At 67.1% G+C, this 25852-nt stretch carries 25 protein-coding genes; 14 read left to right on the forward strand and 11 right to left on the reverse strand.

Annotated features, from left to right (window positions below):
* Nucleotides 1-38 precede the first annotated feature (38 nt).
* Nucleotides 39-722 carry a hypothetical protein gene (locus ACFWU5_RS10820; RefSeq protein ID WP_379266969.1) on the forward strand — a complete coding sequence of 228 codons (684 nt, stop codon included), beginning with the start codon at nt 39-41 and terminating at the stop codon, nt 720-722.
* Nucleotides 723-1310 (forward strand): SbcC/MukB-like Walker B domain-containing protein, encoded by a 588-nt coding sequence (locus ACFWU5_RS10825; protein ID WP_379266970.1) that lies wholly within the window; start codon nt 723-725, stop codon nt 1308-1310.
* Between the two features lie 165 nt (nt 1311-1475).
* Here ACFWU5_RS10825 and ACFWU5_RS10830 read toward each other — a convergent pair whose 3' ends face one another.
* Complete coding sequence (locus ACFWU5_RS10830; RefSeq protein ID WP_379266971.1) at nt 1476-2936, reverse strand: plasmid pRiA4b ORF-3 family protein; 1461 nt, start codon at nt 2934-2936, stop codon at nt 1476-1478.
* 248 nt (nt 2937-3184) lie between these two features.
* Between ACFWU5_RS10830 and ACFWU5_RS10835 the strand changes: the two genes are divergently transcribed.
* From ACFWU5_RS10835 to ACFWU5_RS10845, 3 genes are all read left to right on the forward strand, one after another.
* Complete coding sequence (locus tag ACFWU5_RS10835; protein WP_379266972.1) at nt 3185-3811, forward strand: hypothetical protein; 627 nt, start codon at nt 3185-3187, stop codon at nt 3809-3811.
* Between the two features lie 81 nt (nt 3812-3892).
* A complete protein-coding gene (locus ACFWU5_RS10840; RefSeq protein ID WP_379266973.1) occupies nt 3893-4621 on the forward strand; it encodes an SDR family oxidoreductase in 729 nt (242 codons plus the stop codon).
* 67 nt (nt 4622-4688) lie between these two features.
* A complete protein-coding gene (locus ACFWU5_RS10845) occupies nt 4689-5222 on the forward strand; it encodes a hypothetical protein (protein ID WP_379244055.1) in 534 nt (177 codons plus the stop codon).
* Nucleotides 5223-5265: 43 nt separating this feature from the next.
* Here ACFWU5_RS10845 and ACFWU5_RS10850 read toward each other — a convergent pair whose 3' ends face one another.
* The 6 genes from ACFWU5_RS10850 to sucB form a co-directional block, all read right to left on the reverse strand.
* On the reverse strand, nt 5266-5577 hold the full coding sequence (locus tag ACFWU5_RS10850) for a pyrimidine/purine nucleoside phosphorylase (RefSeq protein ID WP_379244057.1): 312 nt from the start codon (nt 5575-5577) through the stop codon (nt 5266-5268).
* 38 nt (nt 5578-5615) lie between these two features.
* A complete protein-coding gene (gene lipA / locus ACFWU5_RS10855; RefSeq protein ID WP_379266974.1) occupies nt 5616-6638 on the reverse strand; it encodes a lipoyl synthase in 1023 nt (340 codons plus the stop codon).
* The gene (gene lipB / locus ACFWU5_RS10860) at nt 6635-7384 is read right to left on the reverse strand and encodes a lipoyl(octanoyl) transferase LipB (RefSeq protein ID WP_379266975.1); all 750 of its coding nucleotides are present in this window, start codon (nt 7382-7384) and stop codon (nt 6635-6637) included. The genes lipA and lipB overlap by 4 nt, the downstream gene beginning before the upstream one ends.
* 65 nt (nt 7385-7449) lie before the next feature.
* Nucleotides 7450-7953 (reverse strand): GNAT family N-acetyltransferase, encoded by a 504-nt coding sequence (locus ACFWU5_RS10865; RefSeq protein WP_379266976.1) that lies wholly within the window; start codon nt 7951-7953, stop codon nt 7450-7452.
* A gap of 7 nt (nt 7954-7960) precedes the next feature.
* A complete protein-coding gene (locus ACFWU5_RS10870; RefSeq protein ID WP_379266977.1) occupies nt 7961-8854 on the reverse strand; it encodes a TIGR01777 family oxidoreductase in 894 nt (297 codons plus the stop codon).
* A 12-nt stretch (nt 8855-8866) separates the two neighbouring features.
* On the reverse strand, nt 8867-10618 hold the full coding sequence (gene sucB, locus ACFWU5_RS10875) for a 2-oxoglutarate dehydrogenase, E2 component, dihydrolipoamide succinyltransferase (protein ID WP_379266978.1): 1752 nt from the start codon (nt 10616-10618) through the stop codon (nt 8867-8869).
* A gap of 233 nt (nt 10619-10851) precedes the next feature.
* Between sucB and ACFWU5_RS10880 the strand changes: the two genes are divergently transcribed.
* Nucleotides 10852-11202: an oxidoreductase gene (locus tag ACFWU5_RS10880; RefSeq protein ID WP_379266979.1), complete on the forward strand. Its 351-nt coding sequence runs from the start codon at nt 10852-10854 to the stop codon at nt 11200-11202.
* Here ACFWU5_RS10880 and ACFWU5_RS10885 read toward each other — a convergent pair whose 3' ends face one another.
* A complete protein-coding gene (locus ACFWU5_RS10885; protein WP_379266980.1) occupies nt 11203-12711 on the reverse strand; it encodes a leucyl aminopeptidase in 1509 nt (502 codons plus the stop codon).
* A 90-nt stretch (nt 12712-12801) separates the two neighbouring features.
* On the opposite strand from ACFWU5_RS10885, the gene ACFWU5_RS10890 reads away from it, so the two are divergent.
* From ACFWU5_RS10890 to ACFWU5_RS10905, 4 genes are read left to right on the forward strand one after another with little or no spacing between them, the layout of a single operon-like run.
* Entirely contained in the window at nt 12802-13605 is an 804-nt protein-coding gene (locus tag ACFWU5_RS10890; RefSeq protein ID WP_379266981.1) for a hypothetical protein, read from the forward strand.
* Entirely contained in the window at nt 13602-14687 is a 1086-nt protein-coding gene (locus ACFWU5_RS10895; protein ID WP_379244077.1) for a hypothetical protein, read from the forward strand. Before ACFWU5_RS10890 ends, ACFWU5_RS10895 begins: the two co-directional genes overlap by 4 nt.
* Nucleotides 14684-16165: a hypothetical protein gene (locus tag ACFWU5_RS10900; RefSeq protein WP_379266982.1), complete on the forward strand. Its 1482-nt coding sequence runs from the start codon at nt 14684-14686 to the stop codon at nt 16163-16165. The genes ACFWU5_RS10895 and ACFWU5_RS10900 overlap by 4 nt, the downstream gene beginning before the upstream one ends.
* Entirely contained in the window at nt 16162-17463 is a 1302-nt protein-coding gene (locus ACFWU5_RS10905; protein ID WP_379244081.1) for an AAA domain-containing protein, read from the forward strand. Before ACFWU5_RS10900 ends, ACFWU5_RS10905 begins: the two co-directional genes overlap by 4 nt.
* A 62-nt stretch (nt 17464-17525) precedes the next feature.
* Here ACFWU5_RS10905 and ACFWU5_RS10910 read toward each other — a convergent pair whose 3' ends face one another.
* Entirely contained in the window at nt 17526-19469 is a 1944-nt protein-coding gene (locus tag ACFWU5_RS10910) for a GMC family oxidoreductase N-terminal domain-containing protein (protein WP_379266983.1), read from the reverse strand.
* A gap of 111 nt (nt 19470-19580) precedes the next feature.
* Nucleotides 19581-20045, reverse strand: a complete 465-nt coding sequence (locus ACFWU5_RS10915) for a carboxypeptidase-like regulatory domain-containing protein (protein WP_379266984.1) — start codon at nt 20043-20045, stop codon at nt 19581-19583.
* Between the two features lie 176 nt (nt 20046-20221).
* Here ACFWU5_RS10915 and msrA point away from each other — a divergent pair, with 176 nt between their 5' ends.
* The 3 genes from msrA (at nt 20222) to ACFWU5_RS10930 (ending at nt 23003) form a co-directional block, all read left to right on the forward strand.
* Nucleotides 20222-20737, forward strand: a complete 516-nt coding sequence (gene msrA, locus ACFWU5_RS10920) for a peptide-methionine (S)-S-oxide reductase MsrA (RefSeq protein WP_379266985.1) — start codon at nt 20222-20224, stop codon at nt 20735-20737.
* A 135-nt stretch (nt 20738-20872) separates the two neighbouring features.
* Nucleotides 20873-21841, forward strand: a complete 969-nt coding sequence (locus tag ACFWU5_RS10925; RefSeq protein ID WP_379266986.1) for a hypothetical protein — start codon at nt 20873-20875, stop codon at nt 21839-21841.
* Between the two features lie 169 nt (nt 21842-22010).
* Nucleotides 22011-23003 carry a hypothetical protein gene (locus ACFWU5_RS10930; protein ID WP_379266987.1) on the forward strand — a complete coding sequence of 331 codons (993 nt, stop codon included), beginning with the start codon at nt 22011-22013 and terminating at the stop codon, nt 23001-23003.
* A 40-nt stretch (nt 23004-23043) separates the two neighbouring features.
* Here the strand turns inward: ACFWU5_RS10930 and ACFWU5_RS10935 are convergent, their stop codons facing one another.
* On the reverse strand, nt 23044-24615 hold the full coding sequence (locus tag ACFWU5_RS10935; RefSeq protein ID WP_379266988.1) for a phosphatase PAP2 family protein: 1572 nt from the start codon (nt 24613-24615) through the stop codon (nt 23044-23046).
* A 104-nt stretch (nt 24616-24719) separates the two neighbouring features.
* Here ACFWU5_RS10935 and gcvT point away from each other — a divergent pair, with 104 nt between their 5' ends.
* Nucleotides 24720-25820: a glycine cleavage system aminomethyltransferase GcvT gene (gcvT, locus tag ACFWU5_RS10940; protein ID WP_379244094.1), complete on the forward strand. Its 1101-nt coding sequence runs from the start codon at nt 24720-24722 to the stop codon at nt 25818-25820.
* Nucleotides 25821-25852 lie beyond the last annotated feature (32 nt).

Here is a 25852-nt window from a genome sequence, read left to right on the forward strand (position 1 = left end):
CTCGATACGGTGGCTGCTGGTGAAGGGAGGTCGACACCATGTCGACGGTTTCTGTCGCGGCGCTGTCGCCCGGGTTGTTGCCGCTGTGGCGGGCGTTGCATCACCGGCTCGGGAGTGGGCGGGCGGTGTGGCTCGCGCAATCAGGCAACGACAGGCAAGCGCACCTGGTTGCTGTCGAAGCCAGAGATGCTGCGGCACGCCGCTTCCGGGTACTGGCGGGCGGCACGTTGCCCGCGGACACCGAGTTCGCCGACCTGGATCGATTCCGCGAAACCCTGGAGGGATCCGACGGTGTTCGGGCCGCACTCGAAGCAGCTCGCTTGCTCACTGCGGCGTGGCCGACTGTGTCGCACACCAGGGAGAGTGTCAGTCGCGCGTTCAATCGGTTATCCAGCTCCGTGCACGAGTGCCGAGCGGTACTCAGCGCGCGTGCCGACCTCGATCTGGAAAACGCTGGGGACGTCCAAATCTTCGCCGCCGTGATCGACGGAATCCGGGTCGGCGCCGCCGAGCTGAAGCGGATCCTGCACCGCGAAGCCGAACAGAGCCGCAACGACATCACCGAGCAAGAGCGCACCCTGTTCGACAAAACTTTGACCGGCGACACCCGCCGCCACCTCGCCGCGCGTATTCGCAACGCGAACGAACTGGTCGAGGCGATGAACGAACGACTGGCGCGCGTGCGTACAGCGTCGGATGTGGCTGTGCAGCTCGAGTGGTGAGTGGGCAAGGATCTGCCCGCCGGCACCACAGCGGCCCGCGCATTGCTGCTCAAGAACCCGGTTCACCTCGACGACCGCGAACGCGAGGCTTTGCACCAATTCCTGCGTGACCGCATCGACGAAGCCAAAGCTGACGACAGCGCGACCAGTTGGGAGCAGCAGTTGGCGCGCGTCTTCGACTACACGGCCTGGCACCAGTTCATCGTCCGGATCGACCGCGGCAAAGGGGAGGGCTACCAGGAACTCACTAAGAAACTGCATGGCGCGCTGTCTGGCGGTGAGAAGGCGATCGCCTTGCACCTGCCACTATTCGCAGCCGTCGCCGCGCATTACCAAGCCACGCCGTCCGCCCCGCGGGTGATCATGCTCGACGAAGTGTTCGTCGGTGTAGACACGGTCAACCGAGGACAGATCTTCGCGCTCTTGGGTGCCCTCGACCTCGACCTGATCCTCACTTCGGACCACGAATGGTGCATGTACTCCGAGCTCAGCGGGATCGCGATCCACCAGATCGTCACTGGTGACGGGAGTGACGCGGTGACCACCGCCCGATTTACCTGGGATGGGACGGAATTGGTCTCCGCGTAGCGCCGGGGCTGTTTCCGAGTCCGACCATGTTCGCCGACAACTACGCCGAGCCCATCGAAAAGGACGGCGAGGCTGAGAAATTGGCGCAGTTTCGGCGGCGTTCGGCAACGAGTTGAGTGCGCCGGATATTCGAGGGTTGCTCGACGGGGGAGTTGACCTCCCGAGTCAGAGGGTCGACGCCAGAACCGCCCTCGCGAAGTCGCGGGCGGGTGGGCCGCTGACGGTGGGGGAAGGGTCGTAGCGGCGGTGGGTGATCAGGTGGCCGCTGTGGATCAGTAGGTCGATGTTTTCGTGGATCAGGCCGTAGACGGTGCCGGGGGTGACCAGTTCGCCGTGGATTCGCCAGCCGGCGGTGGTCAAGGTGGGGGCGATGGTGTCTACGGGATGGTCGGCGCCGGTGGCAATGGCCAGCATCAGGAGGGCTAGGGCCTCGTGTTCGAAGCTGCGGTCTTTGCGTGGGGATGGGCCGATGACGGCGGGGAAGCGTTGGGATATGTGGTGCCACAGCAGGATTGGGTTGTGGTGGGTGGTGGTGGCGAGTTTGGTGGGGAGGAGTTTGCCGGTGTGTTTGCGTAGTAGGCCGAGGCGGGTCAGTGATTGGCGGAGGTCGGCTACCTGGGGGGTGAGGTCTTCGCGGTTGCCTTTGCCGATCCAGGATTTGTCGAAGCCGAAGTCGGTGAAGATGTCGTGGACTACCGCGGGTGGGAGATAGCCTGCGGCGGTTAGTTTTACGCCGTTGCCGATTCGGTTCAGTAGGCGGACATAGGGTTTCGCGAATTCGGTGGCGTCGGCCAGGTCGGGGGTGATGGGGTCGGTCAGGTTGGCGGCGTTGATCATTCGTTGGAGGGAGCGGCGTAGTGGGTGGGGGACTGCTGCCATCAGGGGGAGCAGTGGGGTCGGGATCGGGGTGTTGGCTTCGCCGGTGCGGGTTGTGGGGCCGGTGCCGAAGGTGGTGAGGTTGTGGTTCACGGCGTCGATGTCGAGGGGAGTGGGGGCCCAGTCGGCGGGGTTGGTTTCGGGGCCGTAGAGCTCGGCGATGTGGTTGCGGGCGGCGGTGTGGGCGGGGTGCTCGGGGTTGTTGGCTGCCGCGAGCATTTCGAAACCGTGGGGGCCGCCGCTGTCTTCGGCGGGGGCGGGGCGGCCGCCGGCTAGGCAGACGGCTCGGTGATCGTGGGGGGTGCGGTCGGTGATCTGGTTCAGGGTGATGGTGTGGAGCCAGTTGTCGCCGAAGTCGTAGCAGTAGGTCAGGGTGTCGGTGGGTTTGCGTAACAGCTCGTCCAGGCGCACCTGCTCTTCGGGGATGCCGGGTGCGTCGCCGAGGTCTACCTGTTGTGGGCACAGGTATTGCTCGAAATCGGTGCCGTAGTAGTGGGGGTCGCTGCTGAAGCCGTGCAGGTGGGAGTCGTTCCAGCCGAACGCGGTTTGGATGATGTCGTGCAGTTCGTCCAGGTACAGGTCCGAGGCCACCGCGAGGGTGCGCGAGACCGGGGGCATCGTGTCGGCGAGGGTGACGCGGACTTCGAAGGTCACCACGTCGGTGCGGGGTGCTCGGCGACGCGAACGGTGGGTGTCGCGGAAGGGGCTGACATTGCCGAACGGGCTCGCGGGGGCCGATGCGTCGCTCACGATTCGACCCTAGCAACGCGGATCGGTGACGCATCGCAGGTCAGCAACCTTTGCGGCGAGCGGGGTTCGCGGGTGGCGGCGACGCACCGTCGGGGCAACTGTAACGACACGCGGCGCAAGGATTGCGGGATCGCGTTCGGTGATAGATGCTGGTCCGACTGTGTAGTGTGCGTCTGGGCGTGACTTTTCCGCGACCATTTCGTAATCTTTCAGTGACCTGTTCTCGACAATGACTGGTGATCTACAACGTGACTGCTTCGCATCGCAAACCGTCGGCTCCCAAGAGTCGTATGCCGCTGGCTGTCTGCAGTCTGGCCGCCACCATCCCTGGAATGTTGTTGATGACGTTGCGGCCCGGTGCCGACGTCGAGGCGGTGGCTTCGGTCGAACCGCATACGACCTCCGCGATCGAGCCCGACCCGATCGCGGCCGCGCCCATCCACGACGCACCGCAGGCGGCGCCGATCGTGCGGGCTGACGACGAGATGGCGGCGCTGTCGGCGTTGAAGGTGAAGGTGCTGTGCGGGACGGAGTTCAACGGGACTCTGCCGCACGTGGCGCAGGTGGGCAACCTGCTGCAGAAGATGTTCGGGGTCAGCGATATCGGTGGTGCGCACGGTCGCTACGACGGTGACCACGGTGCGGGGCAGGCGCTGGACGTGATGACGTCGAACTACGCGCTGGGCACCACGATCGCGGACTTCGTGTTGGCCAACAAGGCGCGCTTCGGGGTCACGTATGTGATCTGGCAGCAGCGGTACAACGACGGCAACGGCTGGTCCTTCATGGAGGATCGCGGCAGCCCGACGCAGAATCACTATGACCACGTGCATATTTCGTTCGAAGGGTCAGGCGCGGCGAACATCGCCTGCTGATCTTCGCCCGCGGTCGTCATATCGCCTCGCGAAAACCGTTGTCCTCGTACGGTGTCCAGACATCGATGAGGAGGTTGTGCGGTGGGACGGTTGGCCGGCAAGGTTGCGGTGATCAGTGGCGGGGCTCGGGGGATGGGGGCCGCACACGCTCGGCGGTTTGTTGCTGAGGGTGCTTCGGTGGTGATCGGGGATGTGCTCGATGACGAAGGTGCCGCTGTCGCAAAGGAACTCGGTGTTGTGTATCGGCACCTTGATGTTCGGGAGCCGGAGCAGTGGGGTGCCGTGGTTGCGACTGCCGTCGAGGAGTTCGGTGGGCTGCACGTGTTGGTGAACAACGCGGGGATCGTCAATGGGAATCGGCTCGTGGACTTCGCGTTGGACGAGTGGCGGCGGATCATCGATATCAATCTGACCGGGACGTTTCTCGGGATGCAGGCGGCGGTGCCCGCGATGACCAGCGGTGGGTCGATCGTGAACATCTCGTCGGTGGAGGGGATGCGGGGAAGTCCTGGGCTGCACGGGTATACGGCGACCAAGTTCGCGGTGCGGGGGTTGACGAAGTCCGCCGCGCTCGAGCTCGCGGCGCAGGGGATTCGGGTGAACTCGGTGCATCCTGGGTTGATCTCCACGCCGATGACCGAGGGGATTTCTGCGGATTTTCTGCAGATTCCGTTGAAGCGGGCGGCGGACGCGGATGAGGTGTCGGCGCTGGTGGCGTATCTGGCGTCGGATGAGTCGTCGTACTCGACAGGGGCGGAGTTCGTGGTGGACGGTGGGCTCACGGTCGGGGTGCCGCACAAGAGCTTCTGACGGCGCGATCGCGAAGTTTGGCCGCGAACCGGTAACCGTGGTCCGCGAAAGCGAGGAAGATGGGGGTATGGCCCCCAACAGTGCGAAATATCTGATCAGCAACGGCACCGACGACCGGGTGTCGCTTTTCGATGACGGGCGCGTGAAGGTTTGGTCGACCAGCCATTTATGGACCGAAGAAGGTCGCGAGCGGCACAACGCCCTCGGCGAGACCGTGCTGCTCGGGATCGGGCGCACGCTCGGGTCGCCGGGGCCGGTGGATCGGCGGCAGCAGTGTGATGCGGAGTTCGAGCTCGACCCGGAAAAGGGTCACACGATCGCCGCGACCGTGGGCGCGGACAACGGCACCTTCGTCCAGTTCTTCAACGACGGCACGATCGCGGTCGGCAACGACGGGCGCGATGTGGCCACTGTGTTCAACGCGGGTCGGGAGACCAGTTCGGCACGCGGAGTGAACAGTGTCGGCGGGTCGGTGATGATCACCTTCGGTGGTAGCTACCGGCCACGGACCAAGCGCGACAGCGACTTTCAGGTGGAATTGAGCGAGGCCACCGCCCCGCGGCCGAACCGGCTGTACAAGGACGAGTTCCAAGTGAAGTAGTGCTGAGCGGGGCGACCGATGTGGTCGCCCCGGCTCGGTTTCGTCAGCCGTAGTAGCAGACGTAGTGCATCGTCTCGACGACCTCGATGTCGAAGGCGCTGTCGCCGGGCACCTTGAACGACTCACCGGCACGGTAGGTGACGGCCTCGGTCTCGCCTGCCAGGGTCACGTTCGCCTGGCCCGCGACCAGTTCCATGATCTCCGGTGCGCCGGTGGTGAAGCGCAGCGACGACGGCTGGATCACGCCGACCGACACCGAGGCGCCATCGGGCAACTCGAGGCTGTAGCTGACGCACTTGCCGTCGAAGTAGACGTTGGCCTTCTTGTTCACGGAGACGTTCTCGAACTTCGACATGGGTCCTTCCGAGGGGGTGAGGGGACCCTTATTCTAAGTCAGCTGCCGAAGCGGGCCAGGACCGAGCTGGCTTCCTGGGAGGCTGTGCCTTCCTTGGCCAAGTGCGACATGGTTTCCGGGATTTCGCGGCCGTGGTGGGTCATGGCTTGGGCGTAGAGGCGGCCCGCTCGGTAGGAGGAGCGGACCAGGGGGCCTGCCATGACGCCGGCGAAGCCGAGGTCTTCGGCGACCTTGGAGTGGTCGACGAATTCTTGGGGTTTGACCCAGCGGTCTACGGGGTGGTGGCGGGGCGACGGGCGCAGGTATTGGGTGATGGTGAGGATGTCGCAGCCTGCTTCGTGCAGGTCGCGCATGGCCTCGGTGACCTCTTCGGGGGTTTCGCCCATGCCGAGGATGAGGTTGGACTTGGTGACCAGGCCTGCTTCGCGGGCGGCGGTGATGACTGCGAGGGAGCGTTCGTAGCGGAAGGCGGGGCGGATGCGCTTGAAGATGCGCGGGACCGTTTCCAGGTTGTGCGCCAGCACCTCGGGGCGCGAGGAGAAGACCTCGGCGAGTTGGGCGGGGTCGGCGTTGAAGTCGGGGATGAGCAGTTCGACGCCGGTGGCGGGGTTGATCGCCTTGATGGCGCGCACGGTTTCGGCGTAGAGCCAGGCGCCGCCGTCGTCGAGGTCGTCGCGGGCGACGCCGGTGATGGTGGAGTAGCGCAGGCCCATCGACTGGACGCTCTCGGCGACGCGGCGGGGCTCGTCGCGGTCCAGCGCGGCGGGTTTGCCGGTGTCGATCTGGCAGAAATCGCAGCGGCGGGTGCACTGCTCACCGCCGATCAGGAACGTGGCTTCGCGGTCTTCCCAGCATTCGAAGATGTTGGGGCAGCCCGCTTCTTCGCACACGGTGTGCAGGCCTTCGGATTTCACCAGGCTCTTGAGCTCGGTGTATTCGGGGCCCATGGTGGCGCGGGTGCGAATCCAGCTGGGTTTGCGTTCGATCGGGGTTTCGGAGTTGCGCGCCTCGATGCGAAGCAGCTTGCGTCCGGCGGGGGCAGAGGCGTCTACGGAACTCACCGGACCGACTCTACGCTCGGGGCCTGCGCGGCGGCGGGGGTGGTGGTGCGATCAATGTCATGGGGTGCGACGGGAATTTCACCGTCGAGCGCGGCAACAATCGCGGCGGCCACCAGCGGCTTGAGTTCGGCGACGGTGACTTCGCGGCCGAGCTCGCGGGTCAGAGTGGTCACGCCTGCGTCTTTGATGCCGCAGGGCACGATCGCCTGGAAGCCGTCGAGGGCGGAATTGCAGTTCAGGGAGATGCCGTGCAGGGCGACGCCGCGTTGCACGCGCACACCGATCGCGGCGATCTTGCGTTCGGCCAGCAGCTTCGTGGCGGGCAGCCACACACCGGAGCGGCCTTCCACACGACCGCAGGTGATCCCGAGACCGGTGATCACCTGGATCAGTGCCTCTTCGAGGCGACGCACGTAGTGAACGACGTCGACGGGTTCGGCCAGTCGGATGATCGGGTAGCCGACCAGTTGGCCGGGGCCGTGCCAGGTGATCTTGCCGCCGCGGTCGACCTGCACCACGGGGCTGCCGTCGATGGGCAGGTCCTCGGTCTCGGTGCGGCGACCCGCGGTGTAGACCGACGGGTGCTCGAGCAGGAACAGTCGGTCGGCGCCTGCTGCGGCGGCGCGCTGATCGGCGGTCTGCCGTTGCAGGTCCCAGGCGGCGTGGTAATCGATGAGTCCGAGATCCTCGACCACGATCGGGGTCGTATCGAATCGAGCGGACGCGGTGGGGCGCGTGTCGTTCACCGTTGCGACGTTACGCCCACCGGCGGATGGTGGTGAAAGCTGGTCGTCGCGCCTTTCAGCCCGTGTCAGGGTTCGACGGGGAAGTTGCGTTGCATCAGGGTCAAATCCAGCCAGCGGCCGAATTTGTAGCCGACTTCGGGGAGTTGTCCGACGGTGGTGAAACCGAAGCGTTCGTGCAGAGCTATCGACGTGCTGTTACTGGTTTCGATGGCGGCGATCATGACGTGGACGCGGCCGGAATCTGTTGCGCGAGTGATCAATTCGGTGAGCAGAGCGGTGGCCACGCCGCGGCGATGGAAGCGGCTGTCCACGTAGACCGAGTTCTCCATCGTGAAGCGGAAGCCGGACTTGGGGCGCCACTGGCCGTAGGAGGCGTAACCGGCCACCTCGCCGTCGATCTCGGCGATCAGGATCGGCATCCCGGCCGCGGTGCGATCGGCGAACCAGGTGAGGCGGTCGTCGAGGTCGACTTCGGCGGTGTCCCACAGCGCTGTCGACTCGGCGATGTTGGTGTTGTGGATGGTCAGGACGGCGGGCAGGTCGGCCTTGTCGGCGTCGCGGATCAGCATGAAGAACTCACTGTGGGCCGACGGCGGCCGATAGAGCGGCGCCGATAGTGGGATGTGCGAACGTGTAACCGGCGTCTTCCAGCACGGCGGGGATGGCGCGAGGACCGTGCATGATCGAGTCCGCCAGCTCGCCGACCAGCGCGTGCAGGGCGAAGCCGGGGACGATGAACGGGGCCGGGCGGTTCAGCGCACGGCCGAGGGCGCGGTTGAATTCCGCGTTGGTGACGGGGGCGGGGCCCGTGGCGTTGATCGGGCCGGAGATCTCGGGGTGGGTGAGTGCGAAAACGATCGCGCCCACTTCGTCATCGAGGGAGATCCACGGAAAGTACTGGCGGCCGCTGCCCAGGCGTCCGCCCAGGCCCAGCCAGTACAGGGGGTGCAGTTTGCTGAGCATTCCACCGTTACGTGACAGCACCACGGCGGTGCGGACCAGCACCACGCGCACGCCCGCCTCGACCGCGGGCTCGGTGGCGGCTTCCCAGTCGCGACACAGCGTGGCCAGGAAACCTGTTCCCGCAGGGGAGGTTTCGTCGATGATGGCGTCGCCGGTGTCGTTGCCGTAGAAGTGCGCGCCGCTGCCGTTGACCAGGGTAGGGACACCGGCGGCGGCGACCGCGGCGGCCAACACATCGGTGGTGGTGATGCGGCTGTCGCGCAGCAACTGTTTGTAGCCGCCGTTCCAGCGACGGTCACCGATACCGGCGCCGCACAGGTTCACCACCGCGTCGGCCCCGCGCAACGCCCGCTCATCGAGCTGGGCGCGCGCGGGATCCCACGTGTATTCGTCGGGCGCGGCGGCGGGGCGACGCACCAGACGACAGACCTGGTGCCCGTCGCGGCGCAATGCCGCGACGAGCGCCGTGCCGATCAAGCCGGACGAACCGGCAATGACCACCTTCATGCGATTCCTCGACTACAGGCCGAGATCGGCCTCGAACGCCGAATCTTCCAGCCGGTGCTTGATGGTGGAGACGAACCGGCCCGCGTCGGCACCGTCGATGAGACGGTGATCGTAGGTCAGAGGCAGGTACACCATCGAACGCACGCCGATGGACTCGCCACCGGTCTCGTCGGTCACCACCACCGGGCGCTTCACGATCGCGCCGGTGCCGAGCATGGCCGCCTGCGGCGGAACCAGGATCGGGGTGTCGAACAACGCGCCTTCGCTACCGATATTGGTGATGGTGAAGGTGCCACCGGACAGCTCGTCGGGCTTGAGCCCGCCGGTACGCGCACGGTTGGCGATGTCGGCGATCGCGCGGGCCAGGCCGGCCAGCGACAGGTCGCTGGCGTTGTGGATGACCGGCGACAGCAGACCCTGCTCGGTGTCGACCGCGATACCCAGGTGCACCGACGCGTGGTAGGTGATCTCCTTGGTGTCCTCGTTGTACGAGGCGTTCACGTTCGGATGCACACCCAGCGCTTCGACCACGGCCTTGGCGAAGAACGGCAGGTACGTGAGGTTCACGCCCTCCCGCGCCTTGAACGACGCCTTCGCCTGCTGACGCAACTGCGCGATCTTGGTGACGTCGGCCTCGTGGACCTGGGTCAACTGCGCGGTGGACTGCAGCGATTCGCGCGTCTTGGTCGCGGTGATCTGCCGGATCCGGCTGGCCTTCTGCGTGGTGCCCACCAGGGCGGCCAGCTTCGGGGCGGCGGACTGCTTGGCCGGGGCCGCGGGTGCTGCGGCTGCGGCCGGAGCCGGTGCCGCAGCGGGCGCCTTTTTGGCTTCGGCGGCGGCGAGCACGTCCTGCTTGCGGATGCGGCCGCCGACACCGGAACCGGTGAGGGTGGACAGGTCGACGTTGTTCTCGTCGGCCAGTTTTCGCACCAGCGGGGTGACGTACGGGGTGCTGCCGTTCGACGAGGCCGGGGCCGCGGCGGGCTTCGCAGCCGGAGCCGCCTTCGGTGCCGGAGCAGGTGCGGGCTTGGGCGCGGGTGCAGGAGCGGGCGCCGCGGCGGCAGGCTTGGGTGCCGGTGCCGGAGCCGGAGCAGGCGCGGGTGCCGGAGCAGGCGCGGGTGCCGGAGCCGGAGCAGGCGCGGGTGCCGGAGCAGGCGCTGCGGCAGCGGGCTGACCGCTACCGATCACACCCAACTGACCGCCCACATCGACGACATCGTCTTCCTGCGCGGTGATCTCGAGCAGCGTGCCCGCGACCGGCGAAGGGATCTCGGTGTCGACCTTGTCGGTGGACACCTCGAGCAGCGGCTCGTCGACCGCGACGGTGTCGCCCACGGCCTTGAGCCAGCGGGTGACGGTGCCTTCGGTGACGGACTCGCCCAGCTCGGGCATCTTCACCGGCGTGCCCGAAGCCGCGGAAGCGGCGGGCGCGGCGGCCGGGGCGGGCTCGGCGGCGGGAGCCGGTGCGGGCTCGGGCTCGGGGGCCGGTGCCGCGGCGGGCGCGGGGGCTTCGGTGGGGGTTTCGTCGGCATCGCTGATCACGCCGAGTTCACCGCCGATCTCGACGACGTCGTCTTCCTGCGCGACGATCTTGGAGAGCACGCCCGCGGTGGGCGACGGGATCTCGGTGTCGACCTTGTCGGTGGAGACTTCCAGCAGCGGTTCGTCGACCTCGACCGTGTCCCCTTCCTGCTTCAGCCACCTGGTCACCGTTCCCTCGGTGACGCTCTCACCAAGGGCTGGCATCTGGACGGAGAAGGCCATGTCCTCTGACTCCTCTGCAGTGTGTACCCGGCGGACATTCGTCGCGGGTCGCGGCTTTCGTCCACCCCGCCGGTCTCGGCGGAGCACCCGGGAAACGTTGGTTCTTGTTCCGGCAACCATCCTTGCACTCGCTCGCCGCCGGTGTAGCGCAGGGCGGCGATCCGGGCGAAGCTGGCACCATGGAATGTACGGCGGTGAGCAGAATTCCGCCGGAATGTAGGAGGTCGGGCCGGATGGGTTTGCTGGATCGTTTCCGCGTTGGGCGCGGTGCGAGCAGGTCAGTCGCGCGGACGGGCGCGTCGGAGGTGAGCGCGCTGGCGGACTGGGCGCGGGCGCGGCGCGGGGTCGAGGCGTTCATCGAACCGCGGACGACTGTGACTGATGTCACAGCGGTGCTGGTCGCTTCCGACGGCGAATGGACCCGTCGGATCGTCGGCGAGAAGGGCGCGCGGCGGTTGGCGGGCGCGTTGAAGATTCCGGTCTACGACGTGAACCGCACCGGATATCCGCAACGGATGCGCGACTTCGATGCCCGCCGCCGTATCGAAGCGCGGCGGGCTCGCGAAGCCGAACTCGGCGACTGACTACTCGGCGCCGATCTGTTCGATCACGGTGATCAGCGTGCGAACGGGAACGCCGGTGCCGCCCTTGCCGATGTAGCCGAACGGGCCACCGGTGTTGTAGGCCGGACCTGCGACGTCGATGTGCGCCCACGGCAGACCCTCGGGCACGAATTCCTTGAGGAACAGCGCGGCCGACAGCATGCCGCCCCAGCGGTGCGGCGCGACGTTGGCCAGGTCGGCGACCTTGGAATTGATGTCGGCGCGCAGTTCGGCGGGCAGCGGCATGGCCCACCCGTTCTCGCCGACCTCGCGCGAGGTCGCGGCGACGCGGTCGCGGAATTCCTCGGTGCCCATCACGCCGGGGGTGCGGGTGCCCAGCGCCACCATCTGCGCGCCGGTGAGGGTGGCGACGTCGATGAGGTAGTCGGGATCGTCTTCGACCGCGCGCACGATGGCGTCGGCCAGGATCAGGCGGCCTTCGGCGTCGGTGTTGATGACCTCGACGGTGGTGCCGCCGTACTGGGTGAGCACGTCGCCGGGGCGCTGCGCGGTAGCCGAGGGCATGTTCTCGGCCATCGGTACGGTCGCGGTGACGGTGACCGGCAGGCCGAGGCGCGCGGCCAACAGCACGGTCGCGATGACCGCCGCGGCACCGGCCATGTCCGAGGTCATGTTCTCCATGTTGGCGGCGGGCTTGATCGAGATGCCGCCGGTGTCGAAGGTGATGCCCTTGCCGACCAGCGCGACCTTCTTCGGGCCGCCCGCGTAGGTGATGCGGATCAGCCGCGGCGGGCGCGAGGAGCCCTGGCCGACGCCGATGATGCCGCCGTAACCGGCTGCGGCGAGCGCGTTTTCGTCCAGGATCTCGACCTCGAGGCCTGCCGCCTCGGCGAGCACGCGGGCGCGGTCGGCGAACTCGGCGGGGTACAGGGCGCTGGGCGGGGTGTTCACGAAATCGCGTGCGGTGGCGATGGCCTCGGCCACCAGCTGTGCGCGCAGCAGTTCCAGGGTGCCGAATTCCGGTGTGGGAACCAGCAATTCGACACGCACGACCGGCTGCTCGTCGGGCTTGGGAGCGCTCTTGGCTTTGAAGGTGGGGAAGGTGTAGGCGCCGAGGTAGAAGCCTTCGGCCGCGGCACCCAGATCGATGCCCGACAGGGTGGTGGCGACCAGTTCGGTGCCTGCCAGCGAGCGGGCGGCGGCACCGGCGCTGCGGCGCACCTGTTCGGCGTCGACCTTGTCGGCCGCGCCCAGGCCCACGGCGAGCACGCTGCCGACGTTGGCCAGTGCGGACGGCGCGGGCACGCGGGTGAGTTCCTCGGGCTTGCCCTTGGCACCGACTGAGCCCAGCGCGTCCAGCAGTTCCGCGCGGACCTGCGCGGTGAGCACATCGCCGAACAGGTCGGCGGGCACGATGGCCGGGCCGTTCTCCGAGGACGTCAACCCGATCACCAGCACGTCGGTGTCCGCGGCGAGGGTTTCGGTGCGCGCCAGTTCCGGTCCGAGTGAGCGTTCTGCAACAGCTGTCATTGCCCCAGGCTATTCCGTCGCGCTCGGGGCTCGCATCACGAGTCCGGATGGTCCGGGATTACTGGGAATTACTGGACAATACTGGTAGCTGTGGATACGCTCCGTGACGTGATGGACTCGGCGGAACAGCTGGAGGAGCGCATCTCCGGTTTGCGGGCGCAGGTGCGCCGCGCCGCCGCGGGTGGGGATCGGGCGTCGGCTCGACAATTGCGGTCGGAATTGCGCAGGGCCGAATTGGCTTGGGACGCAGCCGTTCTGGGATCGGAGCCCGAAGAACCGGCCGAAGCGCCGGGGGTGCCGGTACGCGAACACGTGCACCGCGCGTTGACGTTGCTGTCGGTGCCGTCCTCGCCGAAATTGGTGCTGGCCACCCATGACGCGTTCTTCTCCGGCGAACTGCTGCCCGCTCGGTTGACCAGTTTGCGACGCGATGAGGAACGGTCGTTCCGGTCGGCGCCGTATGCGCGTCCGTACTACCTGTGCGCGGCGCTGACCACCGATCTGCTCGCTCCCGCGCGGGGGTTGATGGCGGTGAGTTCGTGGCCGCTGGAAAAGCGGATGGTGGGGCCGTTGAGTCCGCGGGTGGGGTTGTTGATTTCCGCTATTCGGTTGGCGGAACATCTTTCGGCGCAGCCTGCGCGGGAAACGTCGGGTTTGCGCGTACTGTGGCGGCTCGCGGTGTCGATTCCCGGCATCTCCAGTGCCCCGGATTCGCTGGATCCGGCGACGGTGATCGAGGCCGCGCGGCGCGAGCTGGCGGTGCACGAGGACGAAGACGCGCGGCAGCGACTATCCGCCGCGCGACGGGCGGCGGATCAGCTCACCGATCCGGCGGCACAACTATTCGGTGTTCGGCTCGGCGTAGCCGATCGGCGACGAATCGAGGTGAAATGAGCACTCTCGCAGCACAGTTGGATCAGTTGCGCGGTGACACCCCCGCGACCAGGCACAACGCCCGCACCATCGCCGCGCTGACGGCCAATCCCGGATGTGCCCGCCGTGCCCTGCTCGACGCGGCCGCGGTGGACAAGACCGTGATCGCCCAATCACTGGGTTTCCCACCGCAATTCGGTCAGTCCCAGTTCGCGATCACTCGCGGCAATGCCTTCGAGGCGATGGTGAAGGCGAACGGTTGCGCGGAATTGTTGGCTCTATTGCGCGACACCCTGGGCCTGACCATTCCCGAAGTCGCCTACCACGACCTGAATTCGGTGGGCGAGAACACCGGCAATGCCGTGCGCTATCAACGCACAAGGCAGCTGCTGAAGAGCACGATCTCCGCCGGTGACGGGACGCTGTTCGATCATCCGATGTTGCGGCTGGATATCGCCGGTGCCACCGCCTATCTCGAACCCGATGTGGTCGCGGTGCAGGTGGACGGCAAGTTCCATGTGGTGGAGATCAAGGCCTTTCCGGTGATCGACGGGCAGGCCGATCCCGAACAGGTGGCCGCCGCGGCGCGACAGTCGGCGGTGTACGTGATCGCGTTGCGCGAGTTGATGACCGAGATCGGCGAATCGCCGGAGATCGTGTCGCACAACGCGATCCTGGTGTGCGCGAAGGATTTCTCGAACCGGCCGACCGCCGCGATGGTCGATCTGCGCAAACAGCTCGCGGTGGTGTCACGGCAATTGACCCGCCTCACCGCGATTCCCGAATTGCTCGAACAATTGCCGCCCGAGGCCACGTTCGCACCGGGGGAGAACCTGGAGAAGACCATCGCGGCGATCCCGGCCCGCTATGCGCCCGAATGCATGTCCAGTTGCGAGTTGGCGTTCGCGTGCCGTGACGAGGCGCGGGTGTGCGGTTCGGTGGACGCGCTGGGGCGGGGCGTGTGTGACGTGATGGGCGGGATCGAGAACGTGCACACCGTGCTCGGATTGGCCGACGGCACACTGGAACCCGGACCCGAACACGCCGACATCACCGCCATGCTGCGGACCGCGCACCGGCTGCGCTGGGAGATGGCCGGATGAGCGTGCTGGCGGCGCTGGCCAAAGCCGAGGCGGTGCGGGCGGGGCGTGCGCAGGCGACCGCGGCGATGCGGCACATCCACCTCGCGCAACGGCCGCTGGTCGCGGTGCCGTTGCGGTTGGCGGGGGAGGCGGCGGCGCCGGTGGCGATCATGATCGGCAGCTCGCCCGGCGACCAGAATGTGTTGACGGTGGCGCAGCCGCGTGACCGGGTGCTGCGGTTGCGTTTCATCGAACAGCTCGCTGATGTTGTGCTGCCGTATCTTTCGTCGTATCTGGTGGAGACCGAAGAGCTCACCACCAAAGCGGGGGAGACCTACACCCGGTGCCTGGACGCCCCGCAGATGTGGACGCCGAACCCCGGCGGCGTGAATTTCCTGAAGCTGCTGGGGCGTTCGGTGCGGTTTCATCGGGTCGACGGGGAACACCCTGTGCCGGAATCGATTCCGCTGCTGGGGCGTTGGCTCACCTGGTTCGGTGACCGGGCCGAGCATCCGGGTTCGGCGGTGTTGCCCGCGATGACGTCGGTGCTTGCGGCGCACTGGGCGTCGGGTCAATCCTCGTTGGAGGACGGCAACCTCGCGGCGCTGCTGGGGTGGATCGACCCGCCGGCGGGGTTGACCGGTGCGGAAGCTGCTGCGCTGGCGGAGGATCCGTTGTTGTCGCCGCCTGCGGGTCCGGCCAGTGATCCCGGATTCGACAACGAAGAACTCGCGCCGTTGATCGCCGCCTATAACGCGGCCGCTGATGATTCGGCGAGATCTGTTGCGGCCGAACGGCTCGAGCGGTCGCTGCGGGGTCAGCTCGAACCGACGTGGCAGCTGACGTGGCGTGCGATCGAGCTGTTGGATGCGTTGCCCGAAGGGGCCAGTGTGGAGAATCGCTGGACCGACGATCGGGGCGCGTTCTCCCGGTTCGCCGCGGACGTGCTGGAGGGTATTCCGCAGGCTCGTCGCGATTCCGCGGTGCCCGCGGTGCGCAGGCTGTTGGAACGCGAACGGGCGTTGGAAGCTTTGCAGGCGCAGTGCGCTTTCGATGATCCGCTGCTCATGCTCGAACATCGGGTCAGCGGGGCGGCCTTTCGGGGCACCGTCGTGCACAGTGAGCCGGAACGAGTGGACAGGACGGGGTCGCGTCCAAAGCTTCGCCCGCACATCCATATTCGCACCACCGATCCGTTTGTTGCCGTGGTCGGTGAAGAGCTGACGTGCGTCGAACGGCCGAAGCAGACCGGGCTCGTCGTCGACATCGACGGCGACAGCATGGTTCTCGAACTGTCCGGCGGGATGGGTCGGAAGATGATCGCCGATCCGGGCACGGTGCCCGAGGAAGGCGACGAGCTCGGGTTCGCCCGGTTCAAGCCGACACCGTTCAACGGAATGCTGAATCTGCCTGCCCGCGAAGAGACTCCGTGGACCCACGGCGGACCGCCGCCGGAGTGGACACCGCCGACCGACGACGACGGGGAAGAACTGCAGTGACCACACCCGACCAGGCCGTCGCGGGAATTCTGTCCGACCTGCGCGACGACACCCATCGCGCGATCGTCGTCGACTCGCCGCCGGGGGCGGGCAAATCCACGCTCGTGGTGCGCGCCGCCCGACAGTTGGCCGAGGACGGCGATCAGCGGATGATCGTCGCCCAGACCAACGAACAGGTCGACGACCTCATCGACCGCCTGGCCGCCGCCGACCCCGCGCTGCGGATCGGGCGGCTGTCCAGTGCCGCCTATGTGGTCAGCGACCGGGTCGACCGGCACAGCAATGTCCGGGTCGCCAAGCAACCGGGTGATCTCGAGGACCGTGCGATCGTGATCGGCACCGCGGCCAAATGGGCCACTATCACCGACGGCACCTGGACGCACGCCATCATCGACGAGGCGTACCAGATGCGCTCGGACATGTTGTTGCGCATCGCGAATCGGTTCGAGCGCGGGCTGTTCGTGGGTGATCCGGGGCAGTTGGATCCGTTCGCGACCGTGGAGACCGCGCGGTGGGCCGGGCTCACCTGGGATCCGACGATGAGTGCGGTCAGTGTGATGCTGGCCAACAACGACAACATCCCCACCCACCGGCTGCCGGTGTCGTGGCGACTGCCCGCGACCGCGGCGCCGGTGGTGTCGAAGGCGTTCTACCCCTTCACCGAATTCCAGTCGGGCACCGGATTCGGTGATCGGCGTATGGATTTCACCACGCGGGGGATGGGTGGGTCGGTCGACGCGGTGTTGGAGGAAGCGGCTGTATCCGGGTGGGGCTGGTATGAATTGCCCGCTCGGCATACTTTGCGCACGGACCGGGAGGCGGTGGCCGCGATCGCCGCGATCGCTGCTCGGCTGATCGAGCGGGGGGCTACCGCGCACTCCGAATCGGGTAGTCATCCGGTGACGGTCGAGCGGGTGGCGGTCGGCACGGCGCATCGGGATCAGGCCGATGCTGTGCGTACTGCCCTGCGGGGGACGTGTGCTGAGGCTGTCACCGTGGATACGGCTAATCGGTTGCAGGGGCGGGAATATGACGTGACGTTGGTGCTGCATCCGCTGTCGGGGCGGCGGGATGCCAGTGCGTTTCACCTGGAGGCGGGGCGGTTGTGTGTGCTGGCGTCACGGCATCGGCATGCTTGCATTCTGGTCGGTCGGGCGGGTATTCCTGAGTTGCTCGATGCTCATCCGTCGGCTGAACCGGTGCACCTGGGTGTGGCGGTGAAGTTTCCGGATGGGTGGGAGGCGAATCAGGCTGTGCTGAGCCATCTCTCGGCGCATCGGGTTCGCGGGGTTGGCTGATCTTGCACATGGAGCTCGGGCCGAGCGCCTGGCCGACCCACACCTGCGATCCGTAGGCCGCTCTAATTCAACCGTGCTGCAAGGCGTTTGGCGTTCATATAGCCGATTGCCTCGATGGTGACCATCGGGTTCACGCCGGGAGCGGTCGGGAAGGTCGAACCGTCGGCGACCACGATGGTGGGTACCTCCCAGGTCGCGCCGTCCGGGTCGGTCGCCGACAGGGCTGGGGTGCCGCCCATGCGGGCTGAGCCCATGATGTGCAGGGCGCCCATCGAACATCTGCCCGGTCCGTAACCCGCTGCCCTGCAGGCTGCGTCGAACTGTGCGAGTAAGCCTCGGGTGCCTGGTTCGAAGGACACGCCTGCCTGATGGCCGGAGTAGATCCGTTGTGCACCTGCAGCTTCCAGCACCGAGGCCGCGCCGACGATGCCGGTGTGCAGGTGGTCGGCGTCGTAGTCGGACAGGCGGTACTTCACGATCGGCTCGCCGGTTTTGTCTACCGACACCATGCCCGAGTCGCGATCGCGAGTGATCACGCCGATCGAACTCGTGCGTGCGAAAGCGCCCATGGCGGTGCGGAATTCGGCGGCGCCGCGCCAGTTCATGAAGCCGGTTGCCAGACCCGGATGCATCGGGCCGGTTTCGTAGATGACGCCGTAGCCGTTGCCGTCGAGGTCGGCGTGTTCGCGGCTGATGCGGGCTTGCAGCGCGCCCTCCCACGGGCGGATCTGTTCCTCGAAGACGCCGAAAACCGCTGCGGCCGGGTGTAGTCGCAGGTGTTTGCCGATGTTCTTGTTGCCCAGGCCGGATCGGCGTAGTAGCGCCGGTGTCTGGATCGCTCCCGCGGCGACCACTACCGCACGGGTGCGCACGGTGATCTCGACTCCGTCGGAGGTCAGCGCCGAAACCGATTCGGCGCGACCGGAATTCACCGTGATGGTACGAACATTCGCATCGATGACCAGGCGGGCACCGTGCGCGGCCGCGTCGGCGAGCCATGTCTTGGTTGCTGACTGCTTCGCACCGAGACGGCATCCGTAACCGCAACGGCCGCATTCAATTCCGGCATCGCAGGCTTCAGTCACGTTGCGCGGCAGAGTGTCTACTTCCCAGCCCAGGGCGCGGGCGCCGCGTTCGAGAATGCCGTCACGCGCCGACAGAGGGGACTTCTGGTCGGTGACCCCGATTCGCTTCTGCACCACGGTGAGCGCGTCGCCGAACTCGTCCTCGGCGAACTGCGGCACCCCGGTGTCGGCCCACTGTGCGCGGACCGCGTCGGGTGTGGGTAGGCACGTGCTCCAGTTGACCACGGTCCCGCCGCCCAGGCAGCTACCGGCGACCAGGGTGAGCTGGCCTTCGGCCGTCGCTGCGGGGCCCGGCGAGTACAGGCGGGTCAGCGCATCGAGTTCACCGTCGCCGAAATCCTGGTCGTCGTAATAGTTTCCGCGTTCGAGCACCACTACATCGAGACCGGCCTCGGCGAGCACGGCGGCCGCGGAACCACCGCCGGCACCCGAGCCGACCACTACGACATCGCAATCCAAGGTCGTCGCTTCGGTGTATCGGAGCGGTTGTAGCGGCGGTTTCGGTGCGCTGTCCAGACGTCCGGCGGGGCCCGGATAGCCGATCGCGGTCCACAGCGGATTCGCCGCAGGACTCACGTTGTAGGACAACAGCGACGCCTGCTTGAGCGCCTGGAAAATCGCGCGGGCCGGGGCCAATCCGGAATCGCCCAGACGCAACAGTGCCGCTTCACGCTGCCCGTGCGTCAACGACGAGAACCGCCGGAACCCGCTGCCGGTGAGCAGGCCGAACGCGCGAGAGTCCCACATCCCCAACAGCATTGCCAGCTGCTTCTGCTCCGCCTCGCGCGGATTGCGGCTCAGGATCGACAAGATCGTCTCGACCGCACCCACCTCGGTCGCGCTGGGCAGACCGTCGTCGCCGGGGAGGAATGTATCGCAGATCATGCGCAGCGCTGCCCGCTGTTCGGCCGTCATTTCCATGTGCGCACAACCCCATCTCAGTCTGGGGTGATGTCTATCACGGTCGACGCGACTACGCAGGGGGTCAACGGGTTTCGGGCCGGGCATCGCAATGCCCGGCCCGAACACGGGTCAGTCCGCGGTGAACTGAATCGTTTTCAGCGTCGGCGTGGTCAGATCCACTTCAGCCGAGGTGACCGCGCGGACCGCCGAATCGTGGCGATACGCGGTGAGCTGGTAGCGGCCCGGCTGCAGGCCGCGGAAACTGACCTGGCCGTTCACGCCGGTGGACATGTGGCGGTGAATGTTGTCACCGCACGCATCGATACCGGTGAGCACGATCTTGCCGCCGGCGATCGGCTTGCGGCTGGCCTGCGCGATCAACACCGCGTCGATCTGGCCCGCGGCCGTCGGGGTGGCTACTCGCACGCCCCGGTCGTTGGGTTGCGCCTGCCGTACCTGCTCGCAGGGTGCTGCCTCCTGCGCGATCGTATCGTCGTGGCCGGGATGCGCCCCCGCGCTGCCCACCGCCAAGCCGATCGCAGCGGTGGCTGCCAATCCGATCGTCAAACACTGTGAGATGACCAACCGTGGCATCGGGCCGTGTTCCTCCTACTTCCTCGGTGACACTGGATGTGCGCGTGGATTTCGAACGAGGTAACGCTGCTGCGGCGGCAACGATACTGTCGGGAATTCCGGAGCGAACACCGGCGTTCCATAGACAGGGTTGTGGCCGACCTGTGCGACCGTAGAGCGCAAAACGAGGAGGACGTGTGACCGACACTCGCAAAGCGATTCTGGCCGGTGGATGTTTCTGGGGAATGCAGGATCTGATCCGGCGTCGACCCGGCGTGCTAGCCACCCGCGTGGGCTATACCGGTGGCACCAACGACAATCCGACCTACCGCAACCATCCCGGCCATGCCGAGGCGGTGGAGATCGAATACGACCCGACGGTCACCGATTACCGTGCGCTGCTCGAGTTCCTGTTCCAGATCCACGACCCGACCACCAAGGACCGGCAGGGCAACGATCTCGGCGACAGCTACCGCTCGGCGATCTTCTATCTCGACGACGAACAACGTCGCATCGCGCTCGACACCATCGCCGATGTGGACGCCTCGGGGCTGTGGCCGGGCAAGGTCGTCACCGAGGTGACCCCGGCGAGCACGTTCTGGGATGCCGAACCCGAACACCAGGACTACCTGATCCGCTACCCCGACGGCTATACCTGCCATTTCCCGCGCCCCGGTTGGACACTGCCCCGGCGCGACACCATGGGCGGCTAACTGTTTCGTACTCCGCACGGCGCACCGCCGATATGCCATGATCGGCAGTATCGGCGTTGCGTGCGAAGGCGTCGGCTCGAAATAACTCACGACGGTGGCCGTGGTCGCCGCAGACGATGAGGGGACAGATTTCGAATGACGTATGGACAACAGCAACCCGGATATGCCGCGCCGGGACCGCAACTCAGCGTCGGTGACGCACTCGGCTACGGCTGGGAAAAATTCAAGAACAACGCCCTGGTGTGGATCGGCATCATCGTGGTGTTCGCGCTGATCCAGGTCGCGATCAATTTCATCTTCGGTTCCTCGGGCTTCCTGGTCACCGACGCCGACGGTGACATCAGCTTCGGATTCAGCCTCTGGGGATTCCTCGGCAGCGTCATCAGCACCGTGGTCGGGTACCTGATCTCGGCGGCCATGGTGCGCGGCTCGCTCGAGGAAACCGACGGCCGCAAGCCAGGTTTCGGTGACTTCTTCCAGTTCACCAACGTGGGCGCGGTGATTCTGGCGTGCTTCCTCGTCGGCATCGCCACCGGCATCGGCTTCGCGCTGTGTGTGCTGCCGGGCCTGGTGATCATGTTCTTCACCTGGTTCACGATCAACTTCGTGCTCGACCGCGACCAGGACGCCATCACCGCCATCAAATCCAGCTTCTCCGCGGTCGCCGCCAACGCGGGCACGCTGCTGCTGCTGGCACTGGCCCTGGTCGGCATCAACATCGTCGGCGCGCTGCTGTGCGGCATCGGCCTGCTGGTCACCATGCCGGTCTCGGTCATCGCCTCGACCTACGCCTACCGCGTGATCGTGGGCGGACCGGTCGTGGGTGGACAGGGTGTGGCTGATCCGGGGTACCCGCAGCAATACGGCGGGCCCGCAGGCGGATTCGGTGGGCAGCCGGGGTACGGCGGCCCCGAAGGTGGACAGGGTTATGGCGGACCCGGCTACGGCGGCCCCGAAGGTGGGCCCGGTTACGGCGGTCCCGGTGGACCGGGCTACGGCGGTCCGGGTGCCGGCGGACCCGGCTACGGTGGCCCCGGCTACCCCGACGGTCCTGATCTGGGCAAGCCCGGTGACCAGGGCTGGGGACCCGAAGGCAACCGCTGACAGTTGACCCACGAAGGGCGTGCGATGTTCGATCGCACGCCCTTCGTGCTGTTCAGGGGCAGTTCGTCGGAAACGCACTTGTCGGTGGCTGTCGGTAGCATCAGAATTCTTCGAACAAGGGGGAACGATGCGGGGGACATGGCGGGGTCGGTCGTGGTGGGTGCGGGGTGTGGTGATCGCGCTGGTTGCCGTTGTCGTGGTGTCGCTTCCGGTGGTGGGGGTGGTGATCGCGTTGCTGGTGTACAACGTCGGGGAGCAGTCCGACCAGGCACGGACCAGGGGCAAGGACGCGGTATGGCTCGGACACGCCTGGGTTGACGGACGTCGAACCGATGCCGATATCGACGGCTTGGTCACCTTGCTGGCGGGCACCGGTGTTCGGGATCTGTACGTGCACACGGGGCCGTTGGAGCACGACGGAAGTCTGCGCGACGATCTCGCGCCGCGCGCGCAATGGTTCGTCGACGCGGTGCACGCGCGATTACCCGAGATTCGGGTCCAGTCCTGGCTGGGCGACATCGTGCAGCCCGAATTCGACGGCCTGGACGTGGAATCCGCGCAATCCCGTGATCGAGTAGTGGCGTCGGCTCGGCGGGTGCTCGCCTACGGGTTCGACGGGATCCACTACGACCTCGAACCCATCCGGTCGGGGTCGCCGGGATTTCTCGCCCTGCTCGACGCGACGCGCGCGGTGACGACCGCGGCCCACGTGCCGCTGTCGGTATCGGCGCCGGTGATCGATCCGCTGCCGGGTCTGCACTCGGTGGGTCTGGCCGTGGCCGACCACGGAAAATGGTGGAGCCAACACTATTTCGCGCAGGTGGCCCGCCGAGTAGATCAGGTCGCGGTGATGTCCTACGACACGGCGATGCCGACGCGAGCCCTGTACAGCGGATACGTGGCCCAACAGACCGAACTGGCCGCGCAGGTGACACCCGCCGACGTCGACCTGCTGATGGGAGCACCCGCGTTCTGGGCTGATGACCGTGGCCACCGGGGTGCGGCCGAAACGGTTGCCGCGGCCGTGCGGGGAATCCGCCTCGGATTGACGGATTCCGATGTCCACCGTGCGAACTTCGGTGTCGCGATGTACGTGGATTTCGCTGCCACGCCTCGAGATTGGGCCGACTATCGACGGGATTGGTGTCGGATGGCCGACTGAGTCAGGGCTCACGGGTGGGCGGTTTGTCGGAATTCTGGGGTTATCTGCGGCGGTCGGTGAGCCAGGCCAGGGGGCGGCGGTGGTGGGGGCGGGGGCGGTTTTCCCAGCGGGGGTTTTGTTCGTCGCGGCGGTAGACCGGGACTCGGCCTGCTACCGAGAAGCGCAATGTTGTTGCGGTGCCTACTACTTCGCCGTCGGCGGCTACCGCCAGGGGGATTTTGGAGGTGATGGTGAGTTCGTGCATTTGGCGTTCGCCGTAGACGCGGCTGTGGCCGATGGCGGCGAGCATGAGGGCGATGACGGCGCGGGTGCGGGAGAAGCGGACGTCGGCGCGCAGCCAGCGGACGTCCAGGAGGCCCTCGTCGAGGCGGGAGCGGAAGGCGGGGACGGCGCCGTGGGGGTGGTAGGGGCCGTTGCCGATGAACAGGAACCACATGTCGTGCCAGCGGTCGTCGAGGCGGATGTGGATGGGTTCGGCGCGGCGCAGGGTGACCACGAGGGCGGCGGCGAACGCGGGCCACTTGCCCCAGCGGTCCTCCCACTGCTCGCGCAGCCGGACCAGGTCGGGGTAGGCGCCGATGCTGGCGGTGTTGATCAGGTGGTGGGTGTGCGGGCCGGTGGGAGTGTCGAATTCGACTGCGGCGATGTCGACTTCGACGGCTTCGCCCGCGCCGGTGGCGTCGGCTACTTCGCGCAGGTCGTAGACGCCCAGGTCGCGGGCGAAGTGGTTCAGGGTGCCCGCGGGGATGACGACCAGGGGGAGTTTGTTGCGGATCGCGACCGCTGCGGCCGCGGCGATGGTGCCGTCACCGCCCGCCGCGCCGACCGCGAGGATCGCTGAGTGCTCGTCGTCGGCCGAACGGTTCAGCGCGTTCTGCAGAATTTCGACGGCGTCGCGTCCGGGTTCGGTCTGCACGAGGGTGGCTGCGGGCAGCGCGTCCGCGATATCGGCGGTGGGATCGTAAGAAGAATCGCCCGAACGCGGATTCACCAGCAGCAGAAGACCTTTGCCGTCGGCGAGGATCGGCGCACCGTGCACCACGTGCGCGTCGGCCTCGTCGGATTCGCGGATCGGCCACCAGCGACGCGTGGTCAGGGCGATCGCGGTGCCAACGCCCGCGCCGACCAGCACGTCTGACGGCCAGTGCGCGCCGGTGTGGATGCGCGAATAGGCCACCGCGGCGGCCACCGGCGCCACGGCCAGTGCGGTGCGCGGGCTCTCCAGGGCGACGGCGGTGGCGAAGGCGGCGGCGTTGGCGCTGTGCCCGGACGGGAACGACGACGACGCCGGTGCGGCGACCAGCCTGCGACCCAGCGGCATCAGTTCCGCCGGTGGCCTGCGGCGCGGGATGAGCGTTTTGAGCACCAGGTTCACCAGGAAGCTGCTGCCACCCAGCGCGATCACCCCGCGCAACGCGGCCCGTCGCGGCGGTCCGGGTCTCACCGCGAGCGCCGCCGCGACCGCCAACCACAGCCCGCCGGTGTTGGCGGATCTGGTCAACCGCAGCATCCCGCGATCGACCGCGGATTCGGGAATTCGCGACACCGCCCGGCTCATCGTGTCGTCCATCCGGGCGACATGGCCGAAGCGTGCTCGGGGCAACTCACTCACACCGAGAACCCTACAGCCGTTGGCCGTCAGCATCTTTCGATGCGATCAGGCACTGTCCGCGATCTCGCCGACAGCGGTCACACCGCGACCGATAAACTCGCCCCATGACCGACACCGCACTGCTCGAGGGCCCCATCCACGCCGTTCACGTCGAACTCGGGGCCACCTTCGCTCCCTTCGGCGGGTGGGAGATGCCCGTGCAGTACGCGGGCACGGTCGGCGAGCACACGGCGGTGCGCACCACGGTGGGGCTGTTCGACGTCAGCCACCTCGGCAAGGCCACGGTCGCGGGTCCCGGCGCCGCGGCGTTCGTGAACTCGGCGCTGACCAACGACCTGGACCGCATCCGGCCGGGCAAGGCCCAGTACACGCTGTGCTGTGCCGAAGACGGTGGCGTGATCGACGACCTGATCGCCTACTACGTCAGCGAGGACGAGGTGTTCCTCGTGCCGAACGCCGCCAACACCGCCGCGGTGGTCGCGCAGCTGCGCAAGGTGGCGCCCGCGGGCATCACGATCACCGACCAGCATCGCGACTTCGCGGTGTTCGCGGTGCAGGGCCCCAAGGCCACCGAGGTGCTCACCGCGCTGGGCCTGCCCACCGACATGGAGTACATGGCCTATGAGGATGCCGAGTGGGACGGTCGCCCGGTGCGCGTGTGCCGCACCGGTTACACCGGCGAGCACGGCTACGAACTGCTGCCCGCCTGGGACGACGCGGAGCCGGTGTTCCGCGCGCTGATCGCCCAGGTCGAAGCGGCCGGTGGCCAGGCGGCGGGCCTGGGCGCGCGCGACACCCTGCGCACCGAGATGGGCTACCCGCTGCACGGACACGAACTGTCCCTGGACATCACTCCGAACCAGGCCCGCACCGGCTGGGCGGTCGGCTGGAAGAAGCCGGAATTCTGGGGCAAGGACGCGCTCGCGCAGGAGAAGGCCGACGGCCCGCGTCGCACGCTGATGGGCCTGAAAGCCCTGGATCGCGGCGTGCTGCGGCAGGGTCAGACCGTGCTGCGCGACGGCGAGCCGATCGGTGAGACCACCTCGGGCACGTTCTCGCCGTCGCTGAAGGTCGGCATCGCGCTGGCACTGCTGGACACCGACGCGAAGCTGGAACCCGGCGACGAGGTGGAGGTCGACGTGCGCGGACGCAAGCTGCGCGCGCAGGTCATCCGGCCGCCGTTCGTCGATACCAAGACCAAGTAACTCCCCGTACCACCACCACATCGGCCCGGATA

The sequence above is a fragment of the Nocardia sp. NPDC058640 genome (genome assembly GCF_042716995.1).
Classification (GTDB): Bacteria; Actinomycetota; Actinomycetes; order Mycobacteriales; family Mycobacteriaceae; genus Nocardia.

What these genes read in the sequence shown, in the direction of transcription:
- ACFWU5_RS10880 (WP_379266979.1), top strand. Translation starts at nt 10,852, where the DNA reads ATGGGTTTGCTGGATCGTTTCCGCGTTGGGCGCGGTGCGAGCAGGTCA.
- sucB (WP_379266978.1), bottom strand. Translation starts at nt 10,618, where the DNA reads ATGGCCTTCTCCGTCCAGATGCCAGCCCTTGGTGAGAGCGTCACCGAG.
- ACFWU5_RS10910 (WP_379266983.1), bottom strand. Translation starts at nt 19,469, where the DNA reads ATGGAAATGACGGCCGAACAGCGGGCAGCGCTGCGCATGATCTGCGAT.
- ACFWU5_RS10895 (WP_379244077.1), top strand. Translation starts at nt 13,602, where the DNA reads ATGAGCACTCTCGCAGCACAGTTGGATCAGTTGCGCGGTGACACCCCC.
- ACFWU5_RS10845 (WP_379244055.1), top strand. Translation starts at nt 4,689, where the DNA reads ATGGCCCCCAACAGTGCGAAATATCTGATCAGCAACGGCACCGACGAC.
- ACFWU5_RS10900 (WP_379266982.1), top strand. Translation starts at nt 14,684, where the DNA reads ATGAGCGTGCTGGCGGCGCTGGCCAAAGCCGAGGCGGTGCGGGCGGGG.
- ACFWU5_RS10820 (WP_379266969.1), top strand. Translation starts at nt 39, where the DNA reads ATGTCGACGGTTTCTGTCGCGGCGCTGTCGCCCGGGTTGTTGCCGCTG.
- ACFWU5_RS10865 (WP_379266976.1), bottom strand. Translation starts at nt 7,953, where the DNA reads ATGCTGATCCGCGACGCCGACAAGGCCGACCTGCCCGCCGTCCTGACC.
- ACFWU5_RS10870 (WP_379266977.1), bottom strand. Translation starts at nt 8,854, where the DNA reads ATGAAGGTGGTCATTGCCGGTTCGTCCGGCTTGATCGGCACGGCGCTC.
- gcvT (WP_379244094.1), top strand. Translation starts at nt 24,720, where the DNA reads ATGACCGACACCGCACTGCTCGAGGGCCCCATCCACGCCGTTCACGTC.
- ACFWU5_RS10925 (WP_379266986.1), top strand. Translation starts at nt 20,873, where the DNA reads ATGACGTATGGACAACAGCAACCCGGATATGCCGCGCCGGGACCGCAA.
- ACFWU5_RS10915 (WP_379266984.1), bottom strand. Translation starts at nt 20,045, where the DNA reads ATGCCACGGTTGGTCATCTCACAGTGTTTGACGATCGGATTGGCAGCC.
- ACFWU5_RS10850 (WP_379244057.1), bottom strand. Translation starts at nt 5,577, where the DNA reads ATGTCGAAGTTCGAGAACGTCTCCGTGAACAAGAAGGCCAACGTCTAC.
- ACFWU5_RS10885 (WP_379266980.1), bottom strand. Translation starts at nt 12,711, where the DNA reads ATGACAGCTGTTGCAGAACGCTCACTCGGACCGGAACTGGCGCGCACC.